At 38.6% G+C, this 25545-nt stretch carries 25 protein-coding genes; 15 read left to right on the top strand and 10 right to left on the bottom strand.

Annotation, left to right across the window (positions count from 1 at the left end):
- From AAG747_RS25475 to AAG747_RS25465, 3 genes are all read right to left on the bottom strand, one after another.
- Positions 1–348 (bottom strand): hypothetical protein, encoded by a 348-nt coding sequence (locus AAG747_RS25475; protein ID WP_346824078.1) that lies wholly within the window; start codon positions 346–348, stop codon positions 1–3.
- Between the two features lie 214 nt (positions 349–562).
- On the bottom strand, positions 563–1129 hold the full coding sequence (locus AAG747_RS25470; protein WP_346824077.1) for a hypothetical protein: 567 nt from the start codon (positions 1127–1129) through the stop codon (positions 563–565).
- A gap of 718 nt (positions 1130–1847) precedes the next feature.
- Positions 1848–2318 (bottom strand): DUF4488 domain-containing protein, encoded by a 471-nt coding sequence (locus AAG747_RS25465; RefSeq protein ID WP_346824076.1) that lies wholly within the window; start codon positions 2316–2318, stop codon positions 1848–1850.
- Positions 2319–3016: 698 nt separating this feature from the next.
- On the opposite strand from AAG747_RS25465, the gene AAG747_RS25460 reads away from it, so the two are divergent.
- The 6 genes from AAG747_RS25460 to AAG747_RS25435 all read left to right on the top strand — a co-directional run bounded on the left by AAG747_RS25460 (position 3017) and on the right by AAG747_RS25435 (position 8669).
- A complete protein-coding gene (locus AAG747_RS25460) occupies positions 3017–3979 on the top strand; it encodes a DUF4421 family protein (protein ID WP_346824075.1) in 963 nt (320 codons plus the stop codon).
- Between the two features lie 119 nt (positions 3980–4098).
- Positions 4099–5034, top strand: coding sequence for a DUF6268 family outer membrane beta-barrel protein (locus tag AAG747_RS25455; protein ID WP_346824074.1), 936 nt, complete (start codon positions 4099–4101; stop codon positions 5032–5034).
- Positions 5035–5208: 174 nt separating this feature from the next.
- Entirely contained in the window at positions 5209–5412 is a 204-nt protein-coding gene (locus tag AAG747_RS25450) for a hypothetical protein (protein WP_346824073.1), read from the top strand.
- A gap of 249 nt (positions 5413–5661) precedes the next feature.
- Complete coding sequence (locus AAG747_RS25445) at positions 5662–6738, top strand: sensor histidine kinase (protein WP_346824072.1); 1077 nt, start codon at positions 5662–5664, stop codon at positions 6736–6738.
- Between the two features lie 168 nt (positions 6739–6906).
- Positions 6907–7962 carry a sensor histidine kinase gene (locus AAG747_RS25440; protein ID WP_346824071.1) on the top strand — a complete coding sequence of 352 codons (1056 nt, stop codon included), beginning with the start codon at positions 6907–6909 and terminating at the stop codon, positions 7960–7962.
- Positions 7959–8669, top strand: coding sequence for a LytR/AlgR family response regulator transcription factor (locus AAG747_RS25435; RefSeq protein WP_346824070.1), 711 nt, complete (start codon positions 7959–7961; stop codon positions 8667–8669). The genes AAG747_RS25440 and AAG747_RS25435 overlap by 4 nt, the downstream gene beginning before the upstream one ends.
- A 95-nt stretch (positions 8670–8764) precedes the next feature.
- Here the strand turns inward: AAG747_RS25435 and AAG747_RS25430 are convergent, their stop codons facing one another.
- The 5 genes from AAG747_RS25430 to AAG747_RS25410 form a co-directional block, all read right to left on the bottom strand.
- Positions 8765–9964 (bottom strand): outer membrane protein assembly factor BamB family protein, encoded by a 1200-nt coding sequence (locus AAG747_RS25430; protein ID WP_346824069.1) that lies wholly within the window; start codon positions 9962–9964, stop codon positions 8765–8767.
- Positions 9965–10033: 69 nt separating this feature from the next.
- The gene (locus AAG747_RS25425) at positions 10034–10879 is read right to left on the bottom strand and encodes a sterol desaturase family protein (protein WP_346824068.1); all 846 of its coding nucleotides are present in this window, start codon (positions 10877–10879) and stop codon (positions 10034–10036) included.
- Positions 10879–11241 carry a hypothetical protein gene (locus tag AAG747_RS25420; RefSeq protein WP_346824067.1) on the bottom strand — a complete coding sequence of 121 codons (363 nt, stop codon included), beginning with the start codon at positions 11239–11241 and terminating at the stop codon, positions 10879–10881. The genes AAG747_RS25425 and AAG747_RS25420 overlap by 1 nt, the downstream gene beginning before the upstream one ends.
- Positions 11242–11313: 72 nt before the next feature.
- On the bottom strand, positions 11314–12111 hold the full coding sequence (locus AAG747_RS25415; protein ID WP_346824066.1) for a metal-dependent hydrolase: 798 nt from the start codon (positions 12109–12111) through the stop codon (positions 11314–11316).
- Positions 12112–12636: 525 nt separating this feature from the next.
- A complete protein-coding gene (locus AAG747_RS25410) occupies positions 12637–13617 on the bottom strand; it encodes a TIGR00341 family protein (RefSeq protein ID WP_346824065.1) in 981 nt (326 codons plus the stop codon).
- A 282-nt stretch (positions 13618–13899) separates the two neighbouring features.
- Here AAG747_RS25410 and AAG747_RS25405 point away from each other — a divergent pair, with 282 nt between their 5' ends.
- From AAG747_RS25405 to AAG747_RS25365, 9 genes are all read left to right on the top strand, one after another.
- Positions 13900–16266, top strand: a complete 2367-nt coding sequence (locus tag AAG747_RS25405; RefSeq protein WP_346824064.1) for a GH92 family glycosyl hydrolase — start codon at positions 13900–13902, stop codon at positions 16264–16266.
- A 477-nt stretch (positions 16267–16743) separates the two neighbouring features.
- Complete coding sequence (locus AAG747_RS25400; protein ID WP_346824063.1) at positions 16744–17238, top strand: DinB family protein; 495 nt, start codon at positions 16744–16746, stop codon at positions 17236–17238.
- A 543-nt stretch (positions 17239–17781) separates the two neighbouring features.
- Positions 17782–18741, top strand: coding sequence for a hypothetical protein (locus AAG747_RS25395; RefSeq protein ID WP_346824062.1), 960 nt, complete (start codon positions 17782–17784; stop codon positions 18739–18741).
- Positions 18738–19313: a hypothetical protein gene (locus tag AAG747_RS25390; protein ID WP_346824061.1), complete on the top strand. Its 576-nt coding sequence runs from the start codon at positions 18738–18740 to the stop codon at positions 19311–19313. The genes AAG747_RS25395 and AAG747_RS25390 overlap by 4 nt, the downstream gene beginning before the upstream one ends.
- Positions 19314–19677: 364 nt before the next feature.
- On the top strand, positions 19678–20922 hold the full coding sequence (locus AAG747_RS25385) for a hypothetical protein (RefSeq protein ID WP_346824060.1): 1245 nt from the start codon (positions 19678–19680) through the stop codon (positions 20920–20922).
- Positions 20923–21091: 169 nt separating this feature from the next.
- Positions 21092–21616: a hypothetical protein gene (locus tag AAG747_RS25380; protein ID WP_346824059.1), complete on the top strand. Its 525-nt coding sequence runs from the start codon at positions 21092–21094 to the stop codon at positions 21614–21616.
- The gene (locus tag AAG747_RS25375; RefSeq protein WP_346824058.1) at positions 21606–22163 is read left to right on the top strand and encodes a hypothetical protein; all 558 of its coding nucleotides are present in this window, start codon (positions 21606–21608) and stop codon (positions 22161–22163) included. Before AAG747_RS25380 ends, AAG747_RS25375 begins: the two co-directional genes overlap by 11 nt.
- Before the next feature lie 123 nt (positions 22164–22286).
- Entirely contained in the window at positions 22287–22847 is a 561-nt protein-coding gene (locus tag AAG747_RS25370) for a hypothetical protein (protein ID WP_346824057.1), read from the top strand.
- Between the two features lie 122 nt (positions 22848–22969).
- The gene (locus AAG747_RS25365) at positions 22970–23572 is read left to right on the top strand and encodes a hypothetical protein (RefSeq protein WP_346824056.1); all 603 of its coding nucleotides are present in this window, start codon (positions 22970–22972) and stop codon (positions 23570–23572) included.
- Between the two features lie 118 nt (positions 23573–23690).
- Here the strand turns inward: AAG747_RS25365 and AAG747_RS25360 are convergent, their stop codons facing one another.
- Together AAG747_RS25360 and AAG747_RS25355 are read right to left on the bottom strand one after the other, a co-directional pair.
- Positions 23691–24470 carry a DUF1573 domain-containing protein gene (locus AAG747_RS25360; protein ID WP_346824055.1) on the bottom strand — a complete coding sequence of 260 codons (780 nt, stop codon included), beginning with the start codon at positions 24468–24470 and terminating at the stop codon, positions 23691–23693.
- A gap of 358 nt (positions 24471–24828) precedes the next feature.
- Positions 24829–25500: a hypothetical protein gene (locus AAG747_RS25355; protein WP_346824054.1), complete on the bottom strand. Its 672-nt coding sequence runs from the start codon at positions 25498–25500 to the stop codon at positions 24829–24831.
- Positions 25501–25545 lie beyond the last annotated feature (45 nt).

Below are 25545 nucleotides of genomic sequence, written 5' to 3'. Positions count from 1 at the left end.
TTAAATGATTTGAATTTCTAATAAATGATTTTCGACTTCTTCGGCTACTTTATTCTGTGCACCCGAAATGATGAATTGAATGATCATAGCCAACAGGCCTCTCATGGTAAGGGTGTTGATAAACCGGCTTGGGGCGATCGGTTGAATGTCCACAATATTTGCTTCTTCAAAAACAACTTTTGCTCCGGCAATACCGCTTTTTTTGACCACTACACATTTTCTGGAGACTCTTATCTCATCAAAAATCCACTCATCCAACGCAATGAAACATTCTAAGGAGGTCTTGGTTGCCAAAAAATCTTTGATACTTTCCAGCGTATTGTATTCCTGCTTTAATTTTCTTTTCATTTGAATGGTTGTATTTAATTTTCAAGGATCGAGTGCTTACCTCTTTCGTGCTTGGAAAATACAGATAGGGTAAAGTAGTTTTGGTTTTCCTTAAAATATTGGACTTGACAATGGAAGTTCAACCCTCCATGTATTTACGAATGGGTGTAATACCCTGACAGAACAGGAGAAGTTACTTAATTCAAATCAGGGTATTTTCATTCAACAATAGTAACTAATAATCAAAGGAATGTAGGGAACCATCCATATTGTAATAAAAACTAAAACTAGTTCCCCCGTTTTCCGGTCGTAAATCTAAGGAGTATCGCATTCTGGAAAAGTCGGCATCATCCGGAGCGCTTAAATATATAGTATACACCACGACATCCATATCTTTTTCCTCTTTGACTTTGGTTTTCGATTTTTCTACCAATTCATTTATTTGATCAAAATCCAACTCTTTGTGCGTATACATAAAATCTTCGGCTTTGGCACCGTCAGGGATTTCCAGGGTAATGTCAGAAGTTTGCTCCCAAAGCCCTTTATGATAAATCCAGCTACCCATTTTCAGGCTGGAAGGATCAGAAGTAACGGTAACGTTAGCTACACTTCCATGTTGAGAGTGTGAAATTCCGAAATCTGTAAAGTAGGCATCTTTTCCAAACTTACTGATCAGTTCCTCTTCAAACTCTTTCAAGCCTTCTTTGGTGGTGAAGTCCTCTTTCACAAGGCCTAATTGGGTACAAGAACTGAAAATGCTTACCATAAAGGCAAATAATACAAAATTTACGTTGTTTTTCATAAGTTGTTAATGGATTGAATATAATTCAGAAATATTTGTATAATAGAATTCAACTTGTTGACTGTATGTCAGTTTGCGCGTAGAATTAGTCTTGAAAGAAAAAGTTTTTTTGCTGCAGCTAAAAAAAAGATCCCCAAAAATAGGTGTTTATTAAATATATGCAAATTTTTGCTTGTTATTTTTTAGCCTTATATAGGTATTTTTTTCTGCGGAGGTGCTTTGTGAAGCTAGGGTGTATACTGGCGAGAGCGAAAAGAGCAAGACTTTTTTTGATAACTTATAAGCCTCTGTGAAGACAATCTTGTAAAAGTCCTCTTTAATGGTTATTCCGGTAGTGAATGTATTATGTTTGCTAGGTTCCTCAGTTAATTCACTCTTCAAAGTTTTAGAGCATGTTTATAATTCGTTGCGGGAATATTTTATAAATCATTCCTCAGGACATTTTGGCCCAAACTTCTGGCAAGTAGAGGGTTCCAAAAAATAGATGAGACTACAAGGTTTTGTACGAAGGATTTTGATCAAGGGAGTTTTGGTGGCGATTCAATGCCCAAGAAGTGTTTGACCGGGGGAAAGAAGACTTCTGAAATCCTCTTCACTCCCCAGTCGAACAGTACGATCAATATAAGGTATAATGTTTTTCCATTGAGAAGTGCTTACATGATCGGTCACCATGCATTTACCTTTTCATTTTGAATTGAAATTTAAAGGCTGCCCAGGACTATTTCACCCTGATATACTTTTCAACAATGTGCCGGTCCATATTAGCCTCCTCTACCAATTCCCGTCCGTACTGAATCAATGAATCTCCTTTAATTTCGATGGTAAAAGGAAAGCTATGCCCCCTGACTTCTTCTGCCCCGGTGTAGCTCAAGGTTTCCGTGTATTGATCACCGTTTAAGGAGTAGGTACCACCACCGCCATAAAAATTACCAGGCTCTTGATTGAAGAAGGCAAAATGACTGTCGTTAATGATTTTTATAAACTCAGATTTGGACATGTCTTTTACCTGAAGGGAGTCTTTTTCCCGGATTTCACCGTAGACCATTTTCCAAGTCCCAAGTAGGGGATGGGGATTTTCCGAAATGGTCACAGGCGTTTTTGTTTCTTGAATGGTTTGAGCATTTTCTTTAGGGTGACAGGCACCGAACAAAAGTGTAACTAAAAAGGAAATAAGGATTTGATTTTTCATACGAATGTTTGGTTGACAATTGAATCCAAAGGGCTAGTCATAGTATAAACATATGTGTGGCAGTTATTTTGTGGTGTTGAAATTATACTTTTTATTTTTATTTACAAGCTGAAATCGTTTCAACTGAATATATCTTTTTTAAATAAGCCAATCACTTCCATTGACGGACAATTTTCTTTATTAGTAGTGTTGCCATGCCTTCTTGTTGAAGCTTTATGAATGCTTTGAAGTAAGTGCCTGCTACGCTTTACGGTAGGGAAAGCAAATACGATTAAGAGCCTATAACCGGATAGGATAATGAAGAATCTGAAAACTGATTGGGACGTTTGTTTTTGAAAAATAAAAGGGCTGTTCAACCGGGTGGGGGGCCAAATAAATCACTTAAACTTCCGGCCGGAGAATGACCCGTTTCAGGAGCTTTGCCACTGAGGCCGAAACGGTACTTTCATACTTTTGAACCGTTTTCTAATAAATTGCATTTTGGTATACGAAATCACAAGGCTTGTCTACTATTGTTTCTTGGGGTTGTTGTCTTTGTATAATTTGGGAGGTAATGGAGAGTGTTTATGAATTTTTTAGTTTTTTTGTGTAAACTAAAGCTGCTTTTGAAACGATATACTTTTTTCAATATACCTATCCAACTTGAAACTTGCAATGCATCTGGTCTGCTGAGTTGTAAATCAGAATTATTGAAAGGAATGTCTTCTATGATTTTGCCAAAGTACGCTTATATTTTTAGTTTTTTACTTCTTGTTTCTATGCCGGGCATGGGGCAGGCTAAGGTGGACAGTGCCTATATAGGAGCATTTGAGCAACGGTTTGCCTTAAGAGGCTACTTGGCTAGAAATTTTTTGTTTCTGAGTGATGAGGCCCAAGACAGGATATTTATGCCCAACAATCCGGTCAGTATAGGGTTGGGTTTTTCGAAACATAACACTGTGTTGAATTTTAGTGCCGGGTACGGGTTTGACTTTATGAGGAATAAACAAAAGGGCAAGACCAAGTACCTGGATTTACAAATGCATCAGTACGGGCGGAAGTTTGTGGTGGATATGTTTATTCAACGATACCAAGGGTTTTACACTGAAAGCAATGAGCAAAAGAATACAAGGCTGGAGATTTTTCCGGACCTGAGCATCCGGCAGTATGGCATATTCGGTCAGTATATTTTCAACTGGAAACGCTTTTCGTACAAGGCGGCTTTTAACCAAAGTGAAAAGCAATTGAAGCCCGCAGGAAGCATCCTGTTGGGAGCCGGAGTGTATTTCAATAAAATTCAATCGGATAGCACTTTGATTACCCCGGAGCATCCGCATTTGCTTCAGAATTTCCAACTGGGTATCAGTAGCGGGTACGCGTATACGTGGCTGATTAAAAAGCGGTATTTTATCAGTGGGTCCTTGTCTTTGGGCATTCAGTTTGGAGGGGAAGATATTTCACAATTTACAAAGCAAAGCCTGGAGGTTTCTCCAACGGTGTTTCCCCGGATGTCCGTAGGGTATAATCATGAGACCTGGTCGCTGAGGGCCTCGTTTGTCAACAATATGATATACTCCTCCTTTGCCAAAGAAGCCAGCCTCGTCTTAAATTCCGGACATTTTCAATTCAACTTTATCAAGCGTTTTCACGAATTTCCACTCTTTTCCAAAAGCAGTCAATAAGTTGCTATACCGAACCGGGCGGTTTGTATACAAGTCTTCCCGGTTTGTCTACTATTCCCCGATGGCGTTTCTAACAGGGCTACTTTCGCATAAAACAATCGCAATTTAATTTTTGAGATATGAAAAAAGCTCTGTTTAGTTTTATCGTGTTGGGGATGATGTTGAGTTTGGAAAGTACTGCTCAGATACAATTGAAAACGACTTATATAGGCACGTCAAAATTCAAAGATGAAAAGGATGAATACACCGGAGGCAAAGGAGAAGCCAGGATTTACCAAGGGGGGATCAATATACCGGTTTCTATGAAACTGAATGAAGAAAACCGGCCTACTGCCTGGATGGTGGGACTGAGTGGTTTATATGCATCTTTGGAAAATACAGGTACTTTTGAGGAGGCGCTCTTGTCAGATATATACAATGCCCAGGTGGCAGTCTCTCATTTAAGGCCCTTGAATACGAAATGGTCTTTGTTGGTTTCGCTGGGGGTTGGGGTATATACCGATGATCTCGCGACTATGGGAGCGGACAATCTCTTGGGGCAAGGGGGTGTCATTTTTATCCGGCACTTAAAACCCAACCTGGAAATAGGAGGAGGAGCAGCGCTGAGTAGTATTTTTGGTTATCCGATGATTTTTCCGGCCTTTTATTTTAACTGGAAAACCAACGGGCGTTTCCTGGCAAAAATATCGGTGATGAATACCATGGAGCTTTCAGTCGGGATGAAACTGAATAAGTTGTTTTACCTGCATTTGGTGGGCGAAATGAACGGGATGATGGCCTTGGTCGAAAAAAACGGGGAAGACGTTATCTTCTCTCATAGATATACGGTGTTTGGCCTTCAGCCTGAAATTAAACTTGGTAATGCCTTATCCATCCCCATAACGGTAGGAGTGACGGGCGATCGATATGCCTATTATCAGGAGAAGTCTTTGAAGGACTTTTTTAACGATGATCCCCAAGAAAATCCACATTTTAGATTTGCTCCCTATGCTTCCGTAGCCTTGAAATATACCTTTCAAAAAAAGCCGCCTCAAGGGCAAAATTTAACGAAATAGACAGGTAGGCTGTAATGGTAAATTCAAACCCTTGGTCCTTTCGAATACTACTCTTTACTGAAGTTTGAATCACTCATTTCCCGGAGAGGAGCTTTTCTATTGGGTGCAAGCCACAACTTGGGCCAATGCCCTCATGCTACAAAATATGTAAATATTGAACTATAGATTCATTCTATGAAAATTGAAATATTAAAAACCAGAGAAGACTACGAAAACGCTATTAGAAGATTGGAAGATGTATTTGATGCTCCGGACGACACTCCGGAAGCGGACGAAGCGGCATTGTTGATACTTTTAATCGAAGACTACGAAGACCGGTATTTGCCCGTTATGTCCCGTTCATCTTTTAGTTTATGGAAGTGGTTTGTCTTTTTTTAACAACTCCTTTTTCTTTAGAAAGTTTACTTTTACCAGCTATGAAATTCCCCCCTTCCTGATCCATTCGGAAGGGGATAACTTTAACGAAACGGATTGTAGATGTAAACCCTTTCCGGGTGCTTGATACCCGCTCAAAGGTGATATAGCGAATCATGAAAAACAAAACAAGAGGTTAGTCTGAAAATAGAACGAAACCCCTTAGGTTTGACAAAACAACAATGAAGTTGACCTTCATTTAAAAAGGACACTATGCACGAATTGAATACAGGTAAATCCACATTTTTATTTGATCTTCTGATTGATGCCAGGTTCAGAATATGGAGGCATCTGATCCTTGTTTTGGCACTGACCAGTATTGCCATGAACAGGGCTTTTGTCTCTTATCAGGATATGGGAGTCGTCAACTTTGGGTATCAGTCCTATCTGAGTATCAGTTTGTTAATTACCTATCTGATCATGGTGTATTTCAATATGTTTGTACTGGTTCCCCGGTTATTATTAACCAAAAAATATTTGTGGTATGTAGCTGCCTTATCGTTGTTTGTGCTGGGTGTTTGGCTACTTCAATTGGTTTTGGAATACTGTACCTATAGGTATTTTCTGCAAAATCCCGTACAGGTTTCCTTTCCCGAGCTTACGGGCATCTTTATCCTGGATGGCTTCGCTACTTTTTTTATTTATATGACTTTTGTGATAGGAATTTCGGTGACGGTCTTATTAAAATCCTTTATCATTGATAATCAACGTATTCACCAATTGGAGAACATGAAAGTCCAATCGGAAATGGAGCAGTTAAAAGAACAGGTAAATCCCTTCTTTCTCTTTAAAATGCTTAACCGGATTGGCGTTTTGGCCACTTCCGAACCGGACAAAGCTTCAGAAATGCTGTTAAAATTAAGCCATCTGTTGCGGTACCAGTTATACGATTGCGGCAGAAAGAAAGTCTTGCTGACGGGCGAAATTAATTTCCTTACGAATTATTTGAACCTGGAAAAGTTGTATTCCGGCAACTTGGAGTTTTCCATTGCCACCGAAGGAAGTATTTATAAAATGCTAGTACCTCCCTTGTTGTTTATCCCTTTTGTGCAACAGGCTATTAACCATACGAAAACAGAGGGGGAAATGACTTTCATACAATTGCACTTCAAATCGGATGATCAAAAGGTACATTTTATCTGTAATTGTAACAACCAAACGACTTTGATAGACCTCGATTTTTCAAAGATCAAACAACGGCTTGAGCTCTTATTTCCTAAGAAGTATTCACTGGAATTTGTAAAAAGCGAACGCATGACAAATGCTTTGCAGTTGGAGTTAGGCATGTGAAAAATGCTTGGCCGGGATAAAATTCAAGAACGGTCGGATTTGTGGCAGATAGCGGTCAACAAACGAGCGAAGAGGTTTTCCTTCTGCATTGGACTTTTTATCCCGGTATTCCCATTGCCTACAATTGTAAATTTGAAACGAATACGGATTTTTATTTCATTATAGACGATGATAAATAATAAATTTATTGCTGATTTTCTCCTAAGTCCCCGCTTTAAGGTCTACAGGCATTTAGTACTGCTCTTGATTTTTACGGTGATTTCTATTGATATGGTTTTAAATATCCCGGAAGCAAATACAACCCCCTCGAAACTGTTTCTGGGTTGGTTGGCATACACGTTACTCTATTTGCTGGCTATCTATTTGAATATCTACGTACTAGCCCCCCGGTTTTTATTGAAAAACAGGCTGACTACCTATTTTCTATCGGTGTTTGGAGTTGTCTTTGTCGCGATACTTTTGATCATTGTCATTCAAAGTGTTCTGTATAAGTTGAGCAATGAGTTTATACAGATAGGCTATAAAGCGATGCTTTTGAGTGTGTTGTCTTCAGTGATCTTGATTAGCCTGATCATTTCAGGGGCATCTGCAATTTTACTTTTACGGCATTGGATCCAAAACAACCAACGCATTGATGCTTTGGAGTCAACGACCTTGCATTCGGAGTTAAAGTACTTGAAGAACCAGATTAACCCGCATTTTTTATTCAATATGCTGAACAATGCCCATGTTTTGATCAAGAAAAACCGGGAGGAGGCTTCACAAGTCTTATTTAAACTAGAAGACTTATTGCGATACCAAATTAATGACAGTTCTAAAGAGAAAGTGCTGTTACGTTCGGATATTCATTTTTTGAATGATTTTCTGAATCTGGAAAAAATACGCAGGGACAATTTTGAATATTCCATCCGAAAGGAAGGAGAAATTGACCCGGTATGGATTCCTCCGCTTTTGTTTATTCCGTTTGTTGAAAATGCGGTAAAACACAATCCGGACAGCGATCACTTATCGTATATTCATCTTTCTTTTACAATAGAAGGTCCTCAACTGGTATTCAAATGTGAAAACTCCAAACCCAATGTCGTAATACAAAAGAAAATGACCGGAGGGCTGGGCTTGAAAAATATCAAAAGAAGATTGGAATTGCTTTATCCGGAGCATTATTCGTTGAACATATCGGATGAGCAAAATACCTTTACGGTAGATTTAAAGATAACACTATGAATTGTATTATTGTTGATGATGAACCGCTGGCCAGGGAGGCTATACAATTATTGATTCATGAAACAGGGCAATTGAATTTGCTGGGCGCTTTTAACAGTGCCCTGTCGGCGACCCGCTTTCTGGATGAACAAGCTGTAGATTTGATTTTTCTGGATATTCAAATGCCTAATATGACCGGCTTAGAGTTTGCCAGAAACATTCCCAAAAGTACTTTGGTCGTATTCACCACTGCGTATACGGAGTATGCCTTGGACAGCTATGAAGTGGATGCGATAGATTACCTGGTGAAGCCGATAGAATCCGCTCGTTTTCAAAAAGCTGTGGATAAGGCCGTTTCTTACCACTCCTTGTTATTGACCGAAGAAAAGGAGAATATAGGAAAAATTGAAAGTGAGTACTTTTTTGTGAAATCCGAAAGGCGGTTTTTTAAGGTGAATTTTAAAGAAATCCTGTTTATTGAAGGCTTAAAAGATTATGTGATTCTTCAATTGGCAGAGCGAAGGATTATCACCAAAATGAACCTGAAGACTATTCATGAACAATTACCAAAAAACACATTTTTCCGGGTGAATAAATCCTATATTGTCAATACCCTGCATATAGATTCTTTCGACAACAATGATATTTTTATCCAGGCGTATGAAATTGCCATTGGCAACAGCTATCGCGAAGCCTTTTTTGAGGAATTTATGAATAAGAAATCCTGACGGTAGTTAATATGTTCAGAGGAAGAAGCGAAGTTTGGCTATGGGATAAAAAAGGTTGTTGGTTGGCTTCCACTCCTTCCTTTATACAGCAATGATCAGTTGAGCCGAACGGCATAAAAGTTTCCGTCCGTGCTTCCAAAGTAGATGATTCCGTTGGTGGGGTCAATCAAGGGAGTGCCTAAAATACTGCCCATAGCCAGGATTTTTTGTTCGGACGTTTCCATATCCGCTCCATACAATTCAAAGCCTTGCCGGAAATTGCCTGACTCATCAAAGACCTCCTGCCGGTTTTGCCGGTTGCCTTCGGTGGCAAAGCTCCATTCGATCTTTCCATTGGCCCTGTTTAATCCATATAATACGCCATCGAAGCATCCGAAGTAAATGCGGTCTTGATAACGTTGGGCACCTCCGTAAACGCGCATTCCCAAATGTCGTTTCCAAATCACCTCTCCGGTTTGTGCATCAAAACAATAAAAGGCGTGGGTGTCCGAAGTGCCGAAATAAACGTATTGATCGTCTGCCAACGGAAGGGACACGACCCAACTTCCCCGTTCTTTCATATTCCATTTTCCGGTACCGGTTGTTGCATCCAATGCATATACATTGAAATCACGGCTGCCAAAATACAATGTTCCGTTTTGGAGAGTGGCTCCCCGCTGGATTTCGCCTTTCGGAAAATAGGCATCGCCTACCGTTTTGAATTTCCAAATCAATTCCCCTTGTTCGGCATGGAGTGCATACATATATCCATCAAAGCTTCCGATGTACAGTTTTCCTTCGTGGTACAAAGGACGGGCGTGGATTATTCCTCCGGTCAAAAATTTCCACTTCAATTTACCATTGGAATGATCCAAGGCATAAAGGTGGCCATCACCACTTCCCCAAAAGATATGTTTGCCATCACTGACAGGAGAAGAAAGGTAATAATCCCACATGTCCAGCCTTTTTTCACCTTTGCTGATAAATTTCCATTTCAACTTTCCGGATGCTTGTTCCAGGGCTAGTAATTCCCCCAAAGAGTTATTGACGATCACAAGGTCTTCTATTAACAGAGGACTTCCGTGTACTTTCCCCTCGGTTTTGTATTTCCATATTTCCACTCCGTTTTCCCGGTTAAGTGCAAACAGATGTCCGTCTGCCGAGCCAAAATAAATCGTGTTTTCATGGATTGCCGGAGAGGAGACGATGGCCCCTTGGGTTTTAAATTGCCATAGAGGTTTATTTTGCCCGAAAGTTGATTGATTGCAACAAAGTAAAGACAGGATGATGAAGATGAGTGATGGAGCGTAATACATGATAAAGGGTTTGAAATCAGGAATAAAAAGAGAAATATAAGAAATTACCTTAAATGTGGCAATTTGGCTTTATTGCCGGGAGGAAGCTTGTGGGTACTCAGACGAATTGAGCTTCTTTTTCAGCCGCTTTTCAAGTCGCTTCCAAATGTGCTGGGGCAAACAAGGAGCCAGTAATTGGGCAATATACGATTGGGGGAAATGCTCCCGGATGCCAACTCTTACAGGCTCTTTCCGGGGACAGGTATAGGTACCGAAAAGGAGATCCATCAGCGGGGAAATGTTTGCGTAATTTCCGGCTTTCCGGTCGAGGCTATGATGCCAATGGTGTAGCTCGGGAGCCCCGATCAGCATTTTTAAAGGTCCGAGGGGTAGCCGGACATTGGAGTGGATATAAATTGCCCATATCCCGCGGAAGGCAATCACCCCGGCCAGTGTTTCCAATGGAAAACCAAAGATAAAGGCCGGTAAGTTGATTAAACCGATGGTATAAATGGAATCGAGCGGGTGTTCCCGGTGGGCTGCCAACCAGTCCAAATGCTCGGCACTGTGATGCACTTTGTGGAACCTCCATAAAAAGCCTATCTGATGCTGTAACCGGTGTCCCCAATAAATCAGGAAATCACTAAGTAATACGACTTCCAGAGCCTGAAGCCACCAAGGCTGGCTTTGAACGGTATTGCGAAAGGCAGAGGGTACCATGCCGGTAAGAAAACTGTTAAACTCATTCAACACCCAGATGACCACACTACTCCATAATAAATATTGGCCCAGGAAATAGCAAAAATCCATGAGCCAATGAGGTCTGAAAATCTTTTGACCGGGTTTGGCAGGAAATACTTTTTCCATGGGAACGAATACCAGAAGTAAAAAGAACAAGCTGATTCCGGTAGCTTCTAAGAGCTTTAGAAATTCCATTACGGATGTTTTTGTGGAGTACTTGGCGAATCAAGAAGTATTTCCGGGGTAAGAAGAATGCCCGATTTTGAGCTTCCCATGATTTTCGGATCTTTTATTTTTACAGAATCGGAGTGAAATGGAGGTTCCAACGAGTCTTTTTTTAATAGATCGTTTTCTTTTAAAATTAATACTTTGGAAGAGGGCATCCATTGCTTTTTCAAGCTTATCGAGTCCGTTCTTTGTAAGGTGTCCATCTGGCTTGAGTGGGAATTACTATCAAGTGTTGCTTTAAAGAAGCCAGCACGATAGGCAACAAAAGTTCCAATCAAACCGGTGAAGAGGGTAAGGGTGAGCATCTTTATGAGCATTGATTGTTTCATGTCCGATCTGTTTTCTTTTTTTAAAGATCTCAAAACTAAACGGATAAAGCAATGGGTACCCTTATGCCCCGGTTAAAAGTAAATTTTTAACTGATTGTCAAATAACTGCATCCAGCCATACAGTTTTTCGCCCAGTAATTGTTTCTGAATTTCCTTTGATTTCGCTTCGTATTCCTGGTACTTGGGTGTATGTCCGGTATAATGGAAGTCAAAGCCCCGGGTATTGATCTGTACCAGGGCCAGTGTGAAGCCCAGCATAAAAACCGCAACGGTGAATTTTCTTCCATCAAAACGGATGAATCTGCGAAGAACTAATAACAGGCAATTGAGTACGATCACTCCGGTAACAATGAGAAAAATATCGTAGTTATTCCACCACCAGATTTGTCCGGTGCCTCCTATATATTCTCGAGAGGGCCAAAAGAAATTCACTCCTCCCCACACAGAGGAGGGAGTGGGCATGTCCTCCAAAAGATGAAGGAGAAAGCCAAAAACAAAACTGAGATAAAACAGTTGCTTTTTTTTGACGCTTTGTAATAAGTTGTATGAGGAATTTCTTTTGACCCAAAAAACCAGACAAGCCATTAAAAAAACCAAAAGCAAACTGGCGGTGATGGAATGGAGAAAGCCATGATGAGAATACCAGAATTTGGAAAAATAGATTTCTTTACCGGAGTGGGAGAGGGCAAGGGCTTTTCCGATGTATGTATCAAATCCCGACCACAAGCTGAAGGCATCCAGGTCAGGCAATGCTCCTCCCAAGCCTCCGAGGGCAATGATCCCTGTTTTTTTACGGAATCCTTTCGATGAAAAGCCGGCAACTACCGTTCCGGCGGCCACCCCGGAGAGAGTATGGGTAAGTATGTCCATGAAATCAAAATTGAGTTTAATTCAAAACTAATATGCTTAAAGTGCTCCTGTATTAGAGCATGTTTAAATTTTACCCTTTGGGTCAAAAACGAATTTTAAACATGCTCTAAATTAACCGTTTCATTCAGAAGTTAATGGTGATTTTTTTTGAATTGTGTTTAAAAAAGCTACTAAAGGGTTTGTACATGTTGTTGTTTTCTACTGATGAAGTGATTTAAACGTATAGTTTTTGACCGAAGATGGAAGCAAAATCGGCTCATCAAGGCACTTTTTGAAAAGAACAGCCAACGCTATTGTTGAAAAAAATAACACAGAGGAGGCGTTTTTGAAACATTTTTCAGGAAAAAGAAAAAGGTTAATTCACTTCGATATTAAAAACAGCTCTCTGATCAGAGTTGATTTCCACCTCAACCCAGAAAAAGTATTGAACCAATACAATTGGACTCCCTCATAACGACAGAGGGTATATGTTTTTGAAAGTACGGCAGAGGTACTCGATGTACCTGATAGCGTTTATCCGTACGGTTATTCTTCTATGGCTCGTATCAAAATGACCGTGATAATTAAAAGCGTCAATGCCAGTGACCAAAGGATAAAAGCATTCCGGGTTTTCTTTTTGGCTCTTTCCTTTTCCCACCAGCGTCCGGGTCTGATCCCTGCCAGGTAAAAAGTGATAATCCCTGCGATGTTTAAACATATGATATTGGTACTGAAAATCAGGAATGAATTAAAGGCATCCGAATAGTTTCCTCCTCCCACCAATAATCCTACTCTCATCAAAGGAGGAAGTAGCGCTGCTGCTACCATCACTCCGACAAGGGTGGGACCTTGCCCGCTGACGATGGAGATGACTCCGGCAAAACCGCAGATCAAAGCCAACAAGATATCCTGATATTCTATTTTGGCATCTTTGGCAATGAAATTTACCTCTTCCGCAAAAAAGCCCCAAAGAATAGAAATAAAAAGTGCCACCAGGGTAGCGCTGATGCCTGTAAGGATCGATTTTTTGATGATGGGCCAATCACCCAAGGTAGTGCCAAAGGCCATCGACATATTCGGTCCCAGAAAAGGAGCGATCACCATAGCTCCGATAATGATGGCAATGTTGTCTTTGAGAATACCGATGCCTGCCACAAAAGAAGATAGGATGACCATCAGGATAAAGTTCACCGTAAGGTTTACGGGTTGGTCGATATCGTTGTAAAGTTCTTCTTTACTAATGGTGAAAAACTTCCCGATTTTGATTTTTTCATCTTCCTTTTCTTCGGGGGGGCTTACTTTAGGAAGCGTCCCTTCCACCGGATAGATGACGACCCGGTACTTTTTAAACTGCTTTTCTAAGGCAAGCAACAGCTCTGTGGCATATTCGCCCTGGGTCAATACTTTAAGCGTCACCTGATGGTTATCAATTGCAAAAAACCATTTTTCAATAATCTGATCTTCATTCAGAAGTGCTTCGATTTCGGCTTTGTCTTGTTCGGATATGATGATTTCTAAAAGTCTCAAAGAAGTATTCTGTCATTTGGGTAAACGATTCTGACTACAATGACGTAAATCCGTAGATTTAATGCCAGACAATTCGGTGATTTTTATACTTGGGCTAATCGTTGAGGTGTACTATACCGGTATATCGTATAAATATATGGGTTAGCTTGGCACCATCAGTTGACAGCGTTGAACCTTCCGCTGTGTCAGTCTTTCAAAATGCCCGGTTTTATGTAGTAGGTATAGAAAAAATGAGTAACTTACTGATACAGTTAAATTGGATAATTGTACTAAACTATTGGTATGATGAGAGCATTACGGTGGATTTTAGGAAGGCAAGAACTTTTACTTTTTGTATGTATATTCTTTTTATCTTGTTCTCAACAGCAAAAACAACCGGTGGCTTTCGTAGACCCTTTTATCGATTCGCATAAAAGTCGTTGGTTTTATTTCAATTCGGCAAGCAGGCCCTTCGGCATGGTTAACCTCAGTCCCGATACCCGGACCGAGGGCAGCTGGAACAGCGGTTATCTCTATGATTCCTTACAGATCCGATGCTTTAGTCATATACATGCCTGGCAGATGTCCGGCATTCCCGTTATGCCTACCACTGGCCCATTTGAAGGGCATTTGGGCATGGAACATACCAAGTCTCAATTTTCCCATGAAAGCGAAATCGCCCAACCCGGATACCATAAAGTAGTGTTGGATAAGTATGGCATTAAGGCGGAGCTTTCGTCTACCACCCGGGTGGGCATGCACCGTTATACTTTTCCCGCTACCGACAGTGCTTATATCGCTTTTCATACCGGAGCAATGCTGGGGCACGGAGGTGTGGATTCCTCCGGGGTTCGCAAGGTCAGTGAACAGGAAATAGAAGGCTTTGCCTTGATGACGGGCACCTTCCGGAGACCTAAATCGACTTATGTGTATTTTGTGGCAACATTTGACCGGCCTTTTCAGGAGTTCGGAGGCTGGCAGGACAGTACCTTATTGCCGCATACCGAGCCTATTTCCGGAAAAAATAACGGAGCCTATGTGCGCTTCCATACCGGGCAGGAGCCGGTACAAATGAAAGTGGGAATTTCTTATACGAGCATTGAAAACGCCAGAAAAAACCTAGAGGGAGAATTGCCTCATTGGGACTTTGACAGGGTAGTCAACGAATCGCGGAAAGAATGGAATACTATGTTATCCAGAATACGGGTAGAAGGAGGGAGCGAACCGCAACGCACCAAATTTTATACGGATCTATGGCGCTCATTGCTGGGAAGAAGGATAGTAAGCGACTTGAACGGAGAATACTGTGACATGACCGGCCCTCAACCTTTGATCAAGCGAGTCCGGCTGGATGACAATGGGAAACCGCTTTACCCTCAGTACCAGTTTGATGCCTGGTGGGGGAGTCATTGGACGCTCAATGTCCTCTGGTCGATGGTGTATCCCGAAGTGATGGAAGGCTTTTGCAACAGTATGGTCAATATGTATAATGACGGGGGGCTGATCCCCCGGGGGCCATCGGGCGGCAATTACACCTATGTGATGATCGGCGACCCGGCCGTTTCTTTTTTTGCCACGGCTTATCACAAGGGCATCCGGAATTACGAGGTGGAAAAAGCCTATGAAGGTTTGCGAAAGAATGCCTTTCCCGGAGGGATCAGAGACCGGGCCGGCTATGACCATAGTGAAATCCCCATCAGTGGAGGAATGCGTGAATATGTGGAAAGAGGCTATGTCCCCGAGCGTCTGGAAGGGGAAGGAATCCACAAAGACGGGGCCTCCATGACCCTGGAATATGCCTATCAGGATTGGTGCCTGGCTCAACTGGCCAAGGCCTTGGGAAAGCCGGAGGATTATGCACTCTTTACCAAGCGCTCGCAGAACTACCGGCATTTGTGGAACCCCGAATCCGGATTTATCCATCCCAGGGAAAAAGACGGAACCTGGATCGTTGATTTTGCCCCTATCGGAAAAGGGTTTAATACCCTTGGTTTTTGCGAAAGCAATGCAGCCATTTACACCCATTTTGTACCGCACGATCTTCCCGGTTTGATTGCCTTAGCCGGGGGCAATGAAAAGTATGTACAAATGGTGGAGAGCTCTTTTCTGAAGTCGGAAAAGCACAAGTTTGTGACCGACCATGGTAAGCATGCCGAAAGCTGGATTGATTACGAAAACCAACCTTCTTGCCATATGGCGCATTTGTTTAACTATGCGGATGCTCCTTGGCTTTCGCAGAAGTGGGTGCGCAAAGTAAAAGAGGTGACCTTCGGGGACACGAGTCCTTACGGAGGCTACAACGGTGACGAAGATCAAGGGCAAATGGGAGCCTTAGGCGTATTAATGGCCCTGGGTCTTTTTCAGATGGACGGAGGGGCTTCGGCCAATTCGAAGTACGACATCACTAGTCCGTTATTTGACCGGATTGAAATAATCTTGCACCCGGAGTATTACGAAGGGGAAAAGTTTATCATCACGACTCAAAATAATTCGAAAGAAAATCTCTACATCCAGTCGGCCCAGCTCAATGGAAAGGTGTGGAATGCCTGTTATTTTACCCACGATACCTTTGCCAAAGGAGGGACTTTGGCCTTGGTATTAGGAGCTCAACCCAATAAAAACTGGGGAAGGCAAGAAGCTTCCGATCAACAAAAAACAGTGAGTAAGTAGTGTTTAGTTACGAGTAATTAGTTAGTGGTAACTAGGTTTTTGTTTCTGACTATCAGTTATTTATAAGGTTGTATATCCAGGAATTTATCCTGTCAGACATATTGAAAACTGGCGAAGCGGAATACTAAGGTATTGTTAATTACTAATTTGTAATTACGAATTAATATCTCCGCAAATGGAGACTGACCGGACCTTGTATATGTATCGCCAGCCCTACAGGACGCCAAAGGACTTCCCTTTTTGAAGGCCTGCCCTGTTTCTTTCTTACAAGCAAATATGATGACATGGCCTGAGATACTTGTACTAAACTATCCGGTAGGATGCTGAAAACCGAGCCTTTAACCCAGAGGATGAAATTTAAATATGTTCTAAGCTTGCGCTCAATGAAAATTTATTAAGATCGACTGACATAGGGCTGTCAGTTCCCGGATTTAGCTTTGTTTCATACAATGAAAAATCAATTTAATTTTTTGTACTATGAAAACCGAAACACAAGCGAATGTAAGTCAAGTGATCAGCCCTTCGGAATTGTTGGAACATTGGCAAGGGCATAGAAATTTGACTAGGAAAATGATAGAAGCGTTTCCCGAAGAAAAGCTCTTTACTTACTCCATAGGCGGCATGCGTCCGTTTGCAGAGATGGCGGTGGAGTTACTGTCCATTGCGAGCCAGGGAATTAAGGGCTTGGTTACCGATCAGTGGGAGGATTTAAAAAACGATATGGATCATGGAAACAGCAAAGCAAAATTATTGGAAATATGGGACCAAACTACAGAGAAAATAAATACGTATTGGCCACAGCTATCCCTCGAGCGCTTTCATGAAACGACCGTTTGTTTCGGTAAATACGAAGGCAAAGTGTATTCCTTACTCCTCTATTTTGTCGATAATGAGATCCACCACCGTGGGCAGGGCTATGTATATTTGCGTTCCTTGGGAATAGAACCGCCTTATTTTTGGGAGCGTTTGTAAATAACTAAAGACGAAACAAAAGATATCTACCAAGCTCTGTCAATTCGTTTCAATTTGACAGGGCTTGTTTATTACTTAACTTTTCCGGGAAAGTCCTTTCCAAAAACGCTTTAAAAAACCATGTATTCAAAAAGCATTCTTCTATTAAAAGGAGAGTTATTATACCCACATAAGGTTAAAAAAAAACTTGTTTAAAAATTGGGTAATTCGAAGGTGTTGCTAACTTTGAGGAAAGATAATTAACTAAAAGAGGGCATTTTTTATACGCATAAGAGTAGGGGTAGCCTGAAAGGTAGCCCAATACAACTCTCACCCTACTAAAGATGGCTTAAAGCAAACTTGGGCTTCATAGTTATCTTATATTTTGGAAGTGAAGTATGTGATATCAAATAAATGATTGTCATTTGGTCTTTATCTGTAAAGCTTCCCGATTTTTTTAAAACAAGTGAGGATTAATAGCATCATCTGCACTGGTGGGTGATTTATATTAATTAATTACCAATAAAGTTTTTTGCATACAAAAGATAGAAATAAGAAGGAATTATGACTAAAAAGAAATTTAGTTTTTTAGCAGAAGAGGATAATGTGGATTTTTATTACTCAAGATTCCAAAAAGATAAAGAAAAAAAGCTATCTGAAAAGGATCAATTGAACCTCAGTTTGAACTTTGAGAAGGTAGCGCGGTATCGATGCAGCCAAATTAATATTACAAAAGTACTGGATGAGATTACTTTTTCTTTGGAAATTAAGACGCAATACCTGCTTTCTACGGCTTTCTCAAAAGTAAAATATTTTCATGTAAAGTTGGAGGATTATATTTGTTCCATTGACCCACAGGTTATGGAATATGCCTTTCAGATTACGGAGCCTTTAGAATTTATCCGGCATAATGTAAAGTTTACTCAAAACAAGAAAGGAGAAATCATTGGAATTTTAAATTTACCAAACTTGCATGCCGACTGGCAAAATTTCAGAGATCAAAAATTGCCTGAAATTGAATTTTACCAAAAAATAAAGGAGCAAAACCCAAAAGCTGCGGAAGATATCATTACAACAGGCAATCAAGAATTTTCTGATGAAAAGAAATTTCAAAATGCTATTCACAAAAACTTGTTTTATCATATTTTTCTCAAAGCAAATGTAGGGGAAGAATTAGAAGATTTTACAATTGAGCAGTTTTCTCAACTATTTCCCAATCAAAAATTAAATACCAAAGTCCAAAAAGTGAAAATAAAAGAAACTGCCTCTACAATTGTCTTAAAATTGATTGGGACATTGCAAAGAGATAGTTTATCTGAGGAATACTTAAAGCAACAGTATGATGAAATCTATAAACCATTGATCAAATATTCCTACTCCGAGTTTAATTATATCTATCGCATCAATTATACTGTGGATGCTCAAACAGGATTACTGTTAGAAGCAAATGCGGCTATCAGTGAGAAGATTAAAAATAACTATGAATGCCTCACCCAATTTCAATTAAAAAAAGTGGAATTATGATGCAAGAAGAGAAAGAAATTGTTTTTCCTTCATTAACAAGTAAAGTAGTAGTCATTGTGGCAATTTTTGTGACTATTGTAACAATCGTATTAGTATTGACTGATTTAATTCAATATAAAAGAATAGCAATGGGTATCATGGGTTTAGCGGGGGGGCTGAGTTATGTATATACAGAAAAGAAGGAAACAGAATTAAAAATAAATTTGAAGGGAGATAATATTATTAATATAGAAAATAGTGGAAATGTTTTTTTGAGAGATGAAATTTCAAGTTATAATATTTACTTGTTTATTTTAAAAATTTATGGGGTCTATGTTATTCGTTTGAATAATACCTTCATTTTTATACATCGTAATAAAAATGAAGGTAGAAAAGAACACTTAGTTAGAGTAGGATATTTAAAAAAAATACTAGAAAATAATTTTAAAAAAGAAATAATTAATTCTGATTATTTTGCATTATTTCTTATTCGAACTCCATTTGTAATCGGTGCGTTAATGATACCAATCTTTATCATTTTTGTTATTTCTCTAATTACAGATAACACAGGTTGGTTTGATTTTTTAAGATAAATAAGGTGAAAAACTCACATTGAAACTGCTAGATACAATGGTCTTTATATTTAATCGTGTATAATTTCAATTTAGATAATTCACATTATTTATTAATATGTTTTTTGGATAGATGTTAGACAGTATCTATTTGATAGAATTAAAGTAAACACTGGTAAATAAACTTGGTTTTAATAAAAAATTAGCATTTATAAAAGTAAATTAATAACCAGTTCCTTCCCATAATTCAGACTACATATTAGATTAATAACTTAGAAAGTTGCAGTATTATTAAAAGTGAGAAGAATGACATCTTTAATGAAAAAAATTAAAGTCCATTTTTGAATCACATATTAAATTTATGATTATATAATATGTAAATATCATGAGTACTCCTTTTATTCCACAACACACTTATGTAGTTTGTACTTTTCAGATGAGTCCCACACCTCAGAAATTGATTGCAAATCGAAGTGAAACATCTGCATTTCATAATAATGAACCTTTGTTGACCATACAAGATAAAAATCTTAAGGAACCCTTTTCTTGTAAATCTCCTATAACGGAAGCTGCTTCATGGATATCATTTGGGGCTGGAATTTTTGTTGCCGCTTTGATTTTTAGTACCCCAATAGGTTGGGTGTTTGCAGGGTTGGCTTTAATGGTAATTGTGGGTGGTATTAGCCTTAAAAAGGTAATTACTCATCAATGTACTAACCCAATGGATATGGGTAAATGGATGCTTACCCATTCTACAGTTAAATTTGATGGATATGAAGCAATTACTTTATCGTCAATGTTAAGATGTAATACTGGGAGTGTTTTAAAGCCCTTTCTAAGTGAAAGTCTTGCCACTGAAGCGGCAAAAAAAATCAAAATTAATAACCGGATTGAGCTTGGTGTAAATACTGCTGTTTCTTTTATCGCGGGTTTATTATTTCCGAGTGGGTGGGCTGGATTGTCTGCAAAATATGGATCTGGAAAAGCGGTTTATTGTTTGGTTAAGAGTAATGCAAGTGGGCTTGCTGTTATTTGGACCACAACCTATCTTCAGAGAGAGTATATGCGGACAGATGAATCATTAGAGGAAAATACAGTTTACCAATCGTTGAATAATGAAGTAGATAAATCTGATTGGTATGGAGGAACACCTAAAAAACCTTCAGATTTGAGTGATCTCAGTGATCTTCAAAATTTTGCTGAGGCTGTGGAAAGTGGAAAGGCGACAGTTGGGGATTTAGTACTGAAGCAAAAATTAAAGAAACTAGCAGGTCTGAGTAGACAAGTATTAAAAAATAATGAACTTGCAAATTCGCTTTTAGATGATTTAAATGCAGGTAAAATAAATCATCTAAAAGATGCAATGACTCAATTCAATTCAAGAAGGATGAATCCCACAATGGTGCAAGAAGGTAAAGCTGTAACTTCTGAAGCTTTTAGGAAAGGAATGGGGAAAACAGGGGCCAAGCTAAGCTTAGGAGCTCTGTTTTTTATTGCCCCATCACTCGCTACTTGGTTTTCTGAGGAAACAAGGAGGGATTTTGCGGAAGTTGCTGTGCAAGATATCAATAAAGCTATGGCTACTCTGGCAGAAAAGGGTAATAGTGTAGTTACTAAAAATCCTTTATAAGGATAACTTTGAAAAATACATATACAACAATTCAAATTAGAGATTTGCTTGGTATGAAAAGCAAGTGGCCTTGAAGAAACTGAGGCTTTCAAACAATTGGTCATTCTTTATAGAAAGAGTGACCAATTGTTTGTTTTTTCCTTTCTAAAACTATATATGTATAAGTTAGTTGTCGGCAGGTTCGGATATTTTTGAAATTGACGGTAAGACTGGATCGTTTGCTAAAAATGAGCAAGGAAAACTTACTATTTTATTTGATGGAAAGGCATATCTCCGGGAGATAAACGGAATTATTTCTGAAATAAAGATAGGGAAAGAATTAGCTAATGATGTAAACAAACTGAAGGGGATTAACCCCAGAGAGATCTGGCAGACAGAAGTAGGGAAGCAAATTAAGGAAAATATTAGAAATAATAAATATCCTTCTGCAATGGTTCAAGCGTCTAAAGATGGAACAGGAACAGTACGACCCAAATATTTGCAAGAGGTTTTGCCCGATACAACAACCAAAGCTGTTATTATGCAAAATATTAAAAAAATTGGGGGACTAGGTGTAAAAGGAGGCGGGCTTATCGCTTTTTTCTTTCCGTTTATTACCACTTATTTTTCAGAAGAAACTCGGAAAGAATTAGTAAATGTGGTGATGGAAGATATTAATAATGAAGGAATAAATGTGATAGCCCATGAAGCTTAAGAAAAAACAAACATTAAAGGAGTTTGCCTTTGAAGATGTAGTTACTATAAGGTTTGTACATTATCTTTCGTTCTTTTTATTCTTTGTTCCAGCTTTATTTCTTTATACCGAGTTTTTATATCCATTTTTTAAAATGTATGGAATATATTTCCTGTTTTTATTTTCGTTTGGTGGTTTGATTCAAGTATTGCGGTATTTAAAAAAAACAGTCATCATAAAGTTTGATACAAAAAATAAATTGGTTTATATAAATACTGGCAAAAGGGAAATAGAGTGTCCCATGGAGGATATAAAGGGTTTTTACAGTCATGATTATTTAAATCGCAATAAATCAATAATATCTATACAGTTTCAATTGCAAAATGGTAAAAAAATAGAAATTACAGATTTTAAGTTTACCAATGAATTTGAAGAAGAAAAACACAAAAAACTGAGTGAATTTTTAAGAGTGGCGCTCCAACAATTAGGCTTTCAGCCTCTTCGAAAGAGTAAACGTAGGTGGCTTCAATGGATGGGCGCGGTCTGGTATTCCAGGCCAAAGAGTTGATTGGCTCAGAAAATAAGAGAGGACTAATTATCTCATTTTGGATTAGCCTGAAAACGTCTTTTAATAAAACCAAGAATGTTTTATTTCGGTGACACAATGGAGAAGGAATAAGTATGATAGCCCATGAAGCTTAAGAAAAAACAAACAATAAAGGAATTTATCTTTGAAGACGTAATTACATTAGACTATTGGGTAGTTGCATTAGTAATTATTACAATTGCTTCCCCAATTTTTCTATTTTCTGTGGTCTATTTGTATCCACTTTTTAAAATGTATGGAATGGCCTTAGCAACTTTATTTATGTTTGGTAGTATATTTTATTTCCTTTCATTTTTAAAAAAAACAGTCATCATAAAGTTTGATACAAAAAATAAATTGGTCTATATAAATACTGGTAAAAGGGAAATAGAATGTCCTATGGAGGATATAAAGGGTTTTTACAGTCACGATTATTTAAATCGCAATAAATCAATAATATCGATACAGTTTCAATTGCAAAATGGTGAAAAAATAGAAATTACAGATTTTAAGTTTACCAATGAATTTGAAGAAGAAAAACACAAAAAACTTTCTAGGTTTTTGAGAGTGGCGATTCAAGAATTGGGCTTTCAACCTCTTCGAAAGAGTAAACGTAGGTGGCTTCAATGGATGGGGTTCGTCTGGTATTCCAGGCCGAAGGGTTGATTGGTTCAGAAAATAAGATAGGACTAATTATCTTAGTTTGGATTAGCCTGAAAACGTCTTTTAATAAATCAAGAAAGTCTTATTTCTGAGAGAAAATAGAGAAGGAATAAGTATGATAGCCCATGAAGCTTAAGAAAAAACAAACATTAAAAAAATTTACATTTTATAATGTAATAACACTAAACTATTGGCTTGTTTTTTTGCTTTGTATTCCAATTGTTTCTCCAATTGTTATATTGTACTCAATTTATTTATTTCCATACTTCAAGCTTTATGGCCTTGTTGCCATGGTAGTTTTTATTTTATTTATTGGGACAACAGCTTTTTCTTTTTTTAGAAAAACAGTGGAGATAACCTTTGATACCAAAAACAAAATAGTCTATATCAAAACAGGAAAGAAAGAGAAGCAATATTCAACAACAGATTTTATAGGTTTTTACAGTCATGACTATGAAAGGAGATATAGTGCTATTGTTCCCAAGGATGAATATTTGGTTTCTTTTATTTTTAAATTTAAAAACGGGAAACAGTTAGAATTAGCAGATATTGCTTATTCGAATGAAGGATATGAAGAAGCGAAGTCAGTGATATTAAAGCGTTTTTTGAGAACGGCAAAAAGAGAATTGGGTTTTGAGGAAACCCGTAGGAGTAAATTTAGGTCTATAGTGAAAATAGGAGGGGCGGTTTGGTATTCCAAGCCAGAGGGTACAAACAATGAAATTTAAAATAAACTTTTAAAAATTAAGCCAGAGGGCGCCAAACTTCCCAATCTATAAAACTGAGAGGTTCAGTGATTTGAGTTTTTACCTAATCACTGAACCTCTTATTCATTTTTACTCAAAATTATTGTACAAACCGGATCGAACCGCAATAATTCAAGTCGGCTTGTAGCGACATTCGCCTCACTTTTTTTCCATTCTTAATAGATAAAGCGGCTGTGTTGGGAGGCTCTTTGCCAAGCGATTTGGCAAACAAAATCAATTCGTTCTTTTGGTCGGGGTCAAATGTTAAAAGGATGGTCTTCTTCCGTTTTCTCAACGCATAATCCTTTACTACCCACTCTCCGTTAAATTTTAAGGAAACTACATCACCATCTACCTTTCGTTGGTCCCATAAGCGAATTTCAATTTCGTTTCCATCTACCTTAAAGGTTCCTTGTTGTTTGACTTGTCTTCCTTGTAAACCGTTGTCTTGTTTCTTCTGTACCTTTTTGTTAGACCAAGTTTCCAGTATAATGGTAAACCCCTGGACTTCCAATTTGTCCGGGGCATTTTTTGCGTTGGTTCTAATAGTAATATCTCTTATATCACCTTCATGGTGATTCAAACCATATTGGTCATGACATTTCTTGTCGTAGATGACTTTGAATGAAGACCAAAATCCAGGTTTTATACCAAAACTCATGAACGGGAAGTCTATGGTAATGCATTGGCAAAAAACGCTTGTTGAATAGATACTTACCGGTTCATTGCTTGGATTTTCAATTTCAAAAGTATAAATTGTTTTCTCCTTCTCCTCAATTACGTTAAGGTTAAAAAAGGTTTCTAAGAATTTCAATTCTCCCTGTGCAAATCCGATAGTTGTAATACATAGGGCTATTATTGTGGTGATCAGATGTTTCATAGACTGATAGTTTTTTATGATTAGAAATTAGTGTTTTGGATAATAACAGAGTACGAATTGTTCATAAATCCGGGAAACACTCCATTATTGAATCATCTCCTCCTATATACTTAGACCCATTCAGCGTTTTATTTATATAGTCTGTAAGCAAGAAAAGAAGATTTCATAACACTTCACAAAATAAATTTAAATGCCTTACGGAAAGACTTATTTCCTTTACTTCTTTCATTCGGATGGTTTAAATTCCAACAAAACACTGGGTGTTCTATAAGTAATAACGGAGTGCTGGAAGCGACTTCTGTTTAAAAAGCCATCAGAGACTTAGATTGAAAAAGTACTCTGATGGGAGGATTTGTTTTTAATCTTTCTTTAAAGTCACCTGGGTAACCCCATTGAAATGTCCTCTGTAGTAGTAGATCAACAGACTATCCCCTTCTTCCAGCTTTTCCCAAGTTTTTTTTGATAATGTAATTCTCTCATAACCGTCTGTACTATGAGTGGTAGGGTATACAATATCGTGATCTGTCTCAATGCCTCCCCCGGCTCCTCTGAATCCTCCTCCATTATGAGAATCAAAAGTTTGTTTTTTAGAGATTACAGTACGCTCTACTTCATAATACGTGTCGATTGCTACCAAATTAAAATATTGACGGGCTTTGAAAAACAGTACAAACCCTCCCACAAGAATCATAATCACATGAAAAACGCTAAAAGTATCCGTGATATAGGCGCGCTTTCTTCTTTTGGCAAAGATTAAGAAAAATATAAAATATAAGCATAGTATAAAAAAAAATGCTAGTAAAAGAGTTGTTGATTTAGTTGAACCATACTCTTTAGCTAATGCCGGATCCGCATTAAAGATATATAGACTCTCCGTATGAGAAAAGGGCTCCTTTGGATAAGGGAAAAAATACGCAGAAAGCCCGATCAGGGTTCCGTAGAACAACAATAATTTACACGTCTTGAGCAAAGACTTTGGTTGAAGACTTTGCTTGATTTTTTTGACAAGTATTTCCTTTACTTCTTTCATTCGAACGGTTTAAACCCCAACAAAACACTGGGTGTTCTATAGGTA

Origin of the sequence: Rapidithrix thailandica, from assembly GCF_039710355.1 — a bacterium.
In the GTDB taxonomy this organism is placed as follows: domain Bacteria; phylum Bacteroidota; class Bacteroidia; order Cytophagales; family Flammeovirgaceae; genus Rapidithrix; species Rapidithrix thailandica.
Note: the sequence above shows the minus strand (reverse complement) of the source record. Positions and strands in the feature narration are given on the sequence as shown.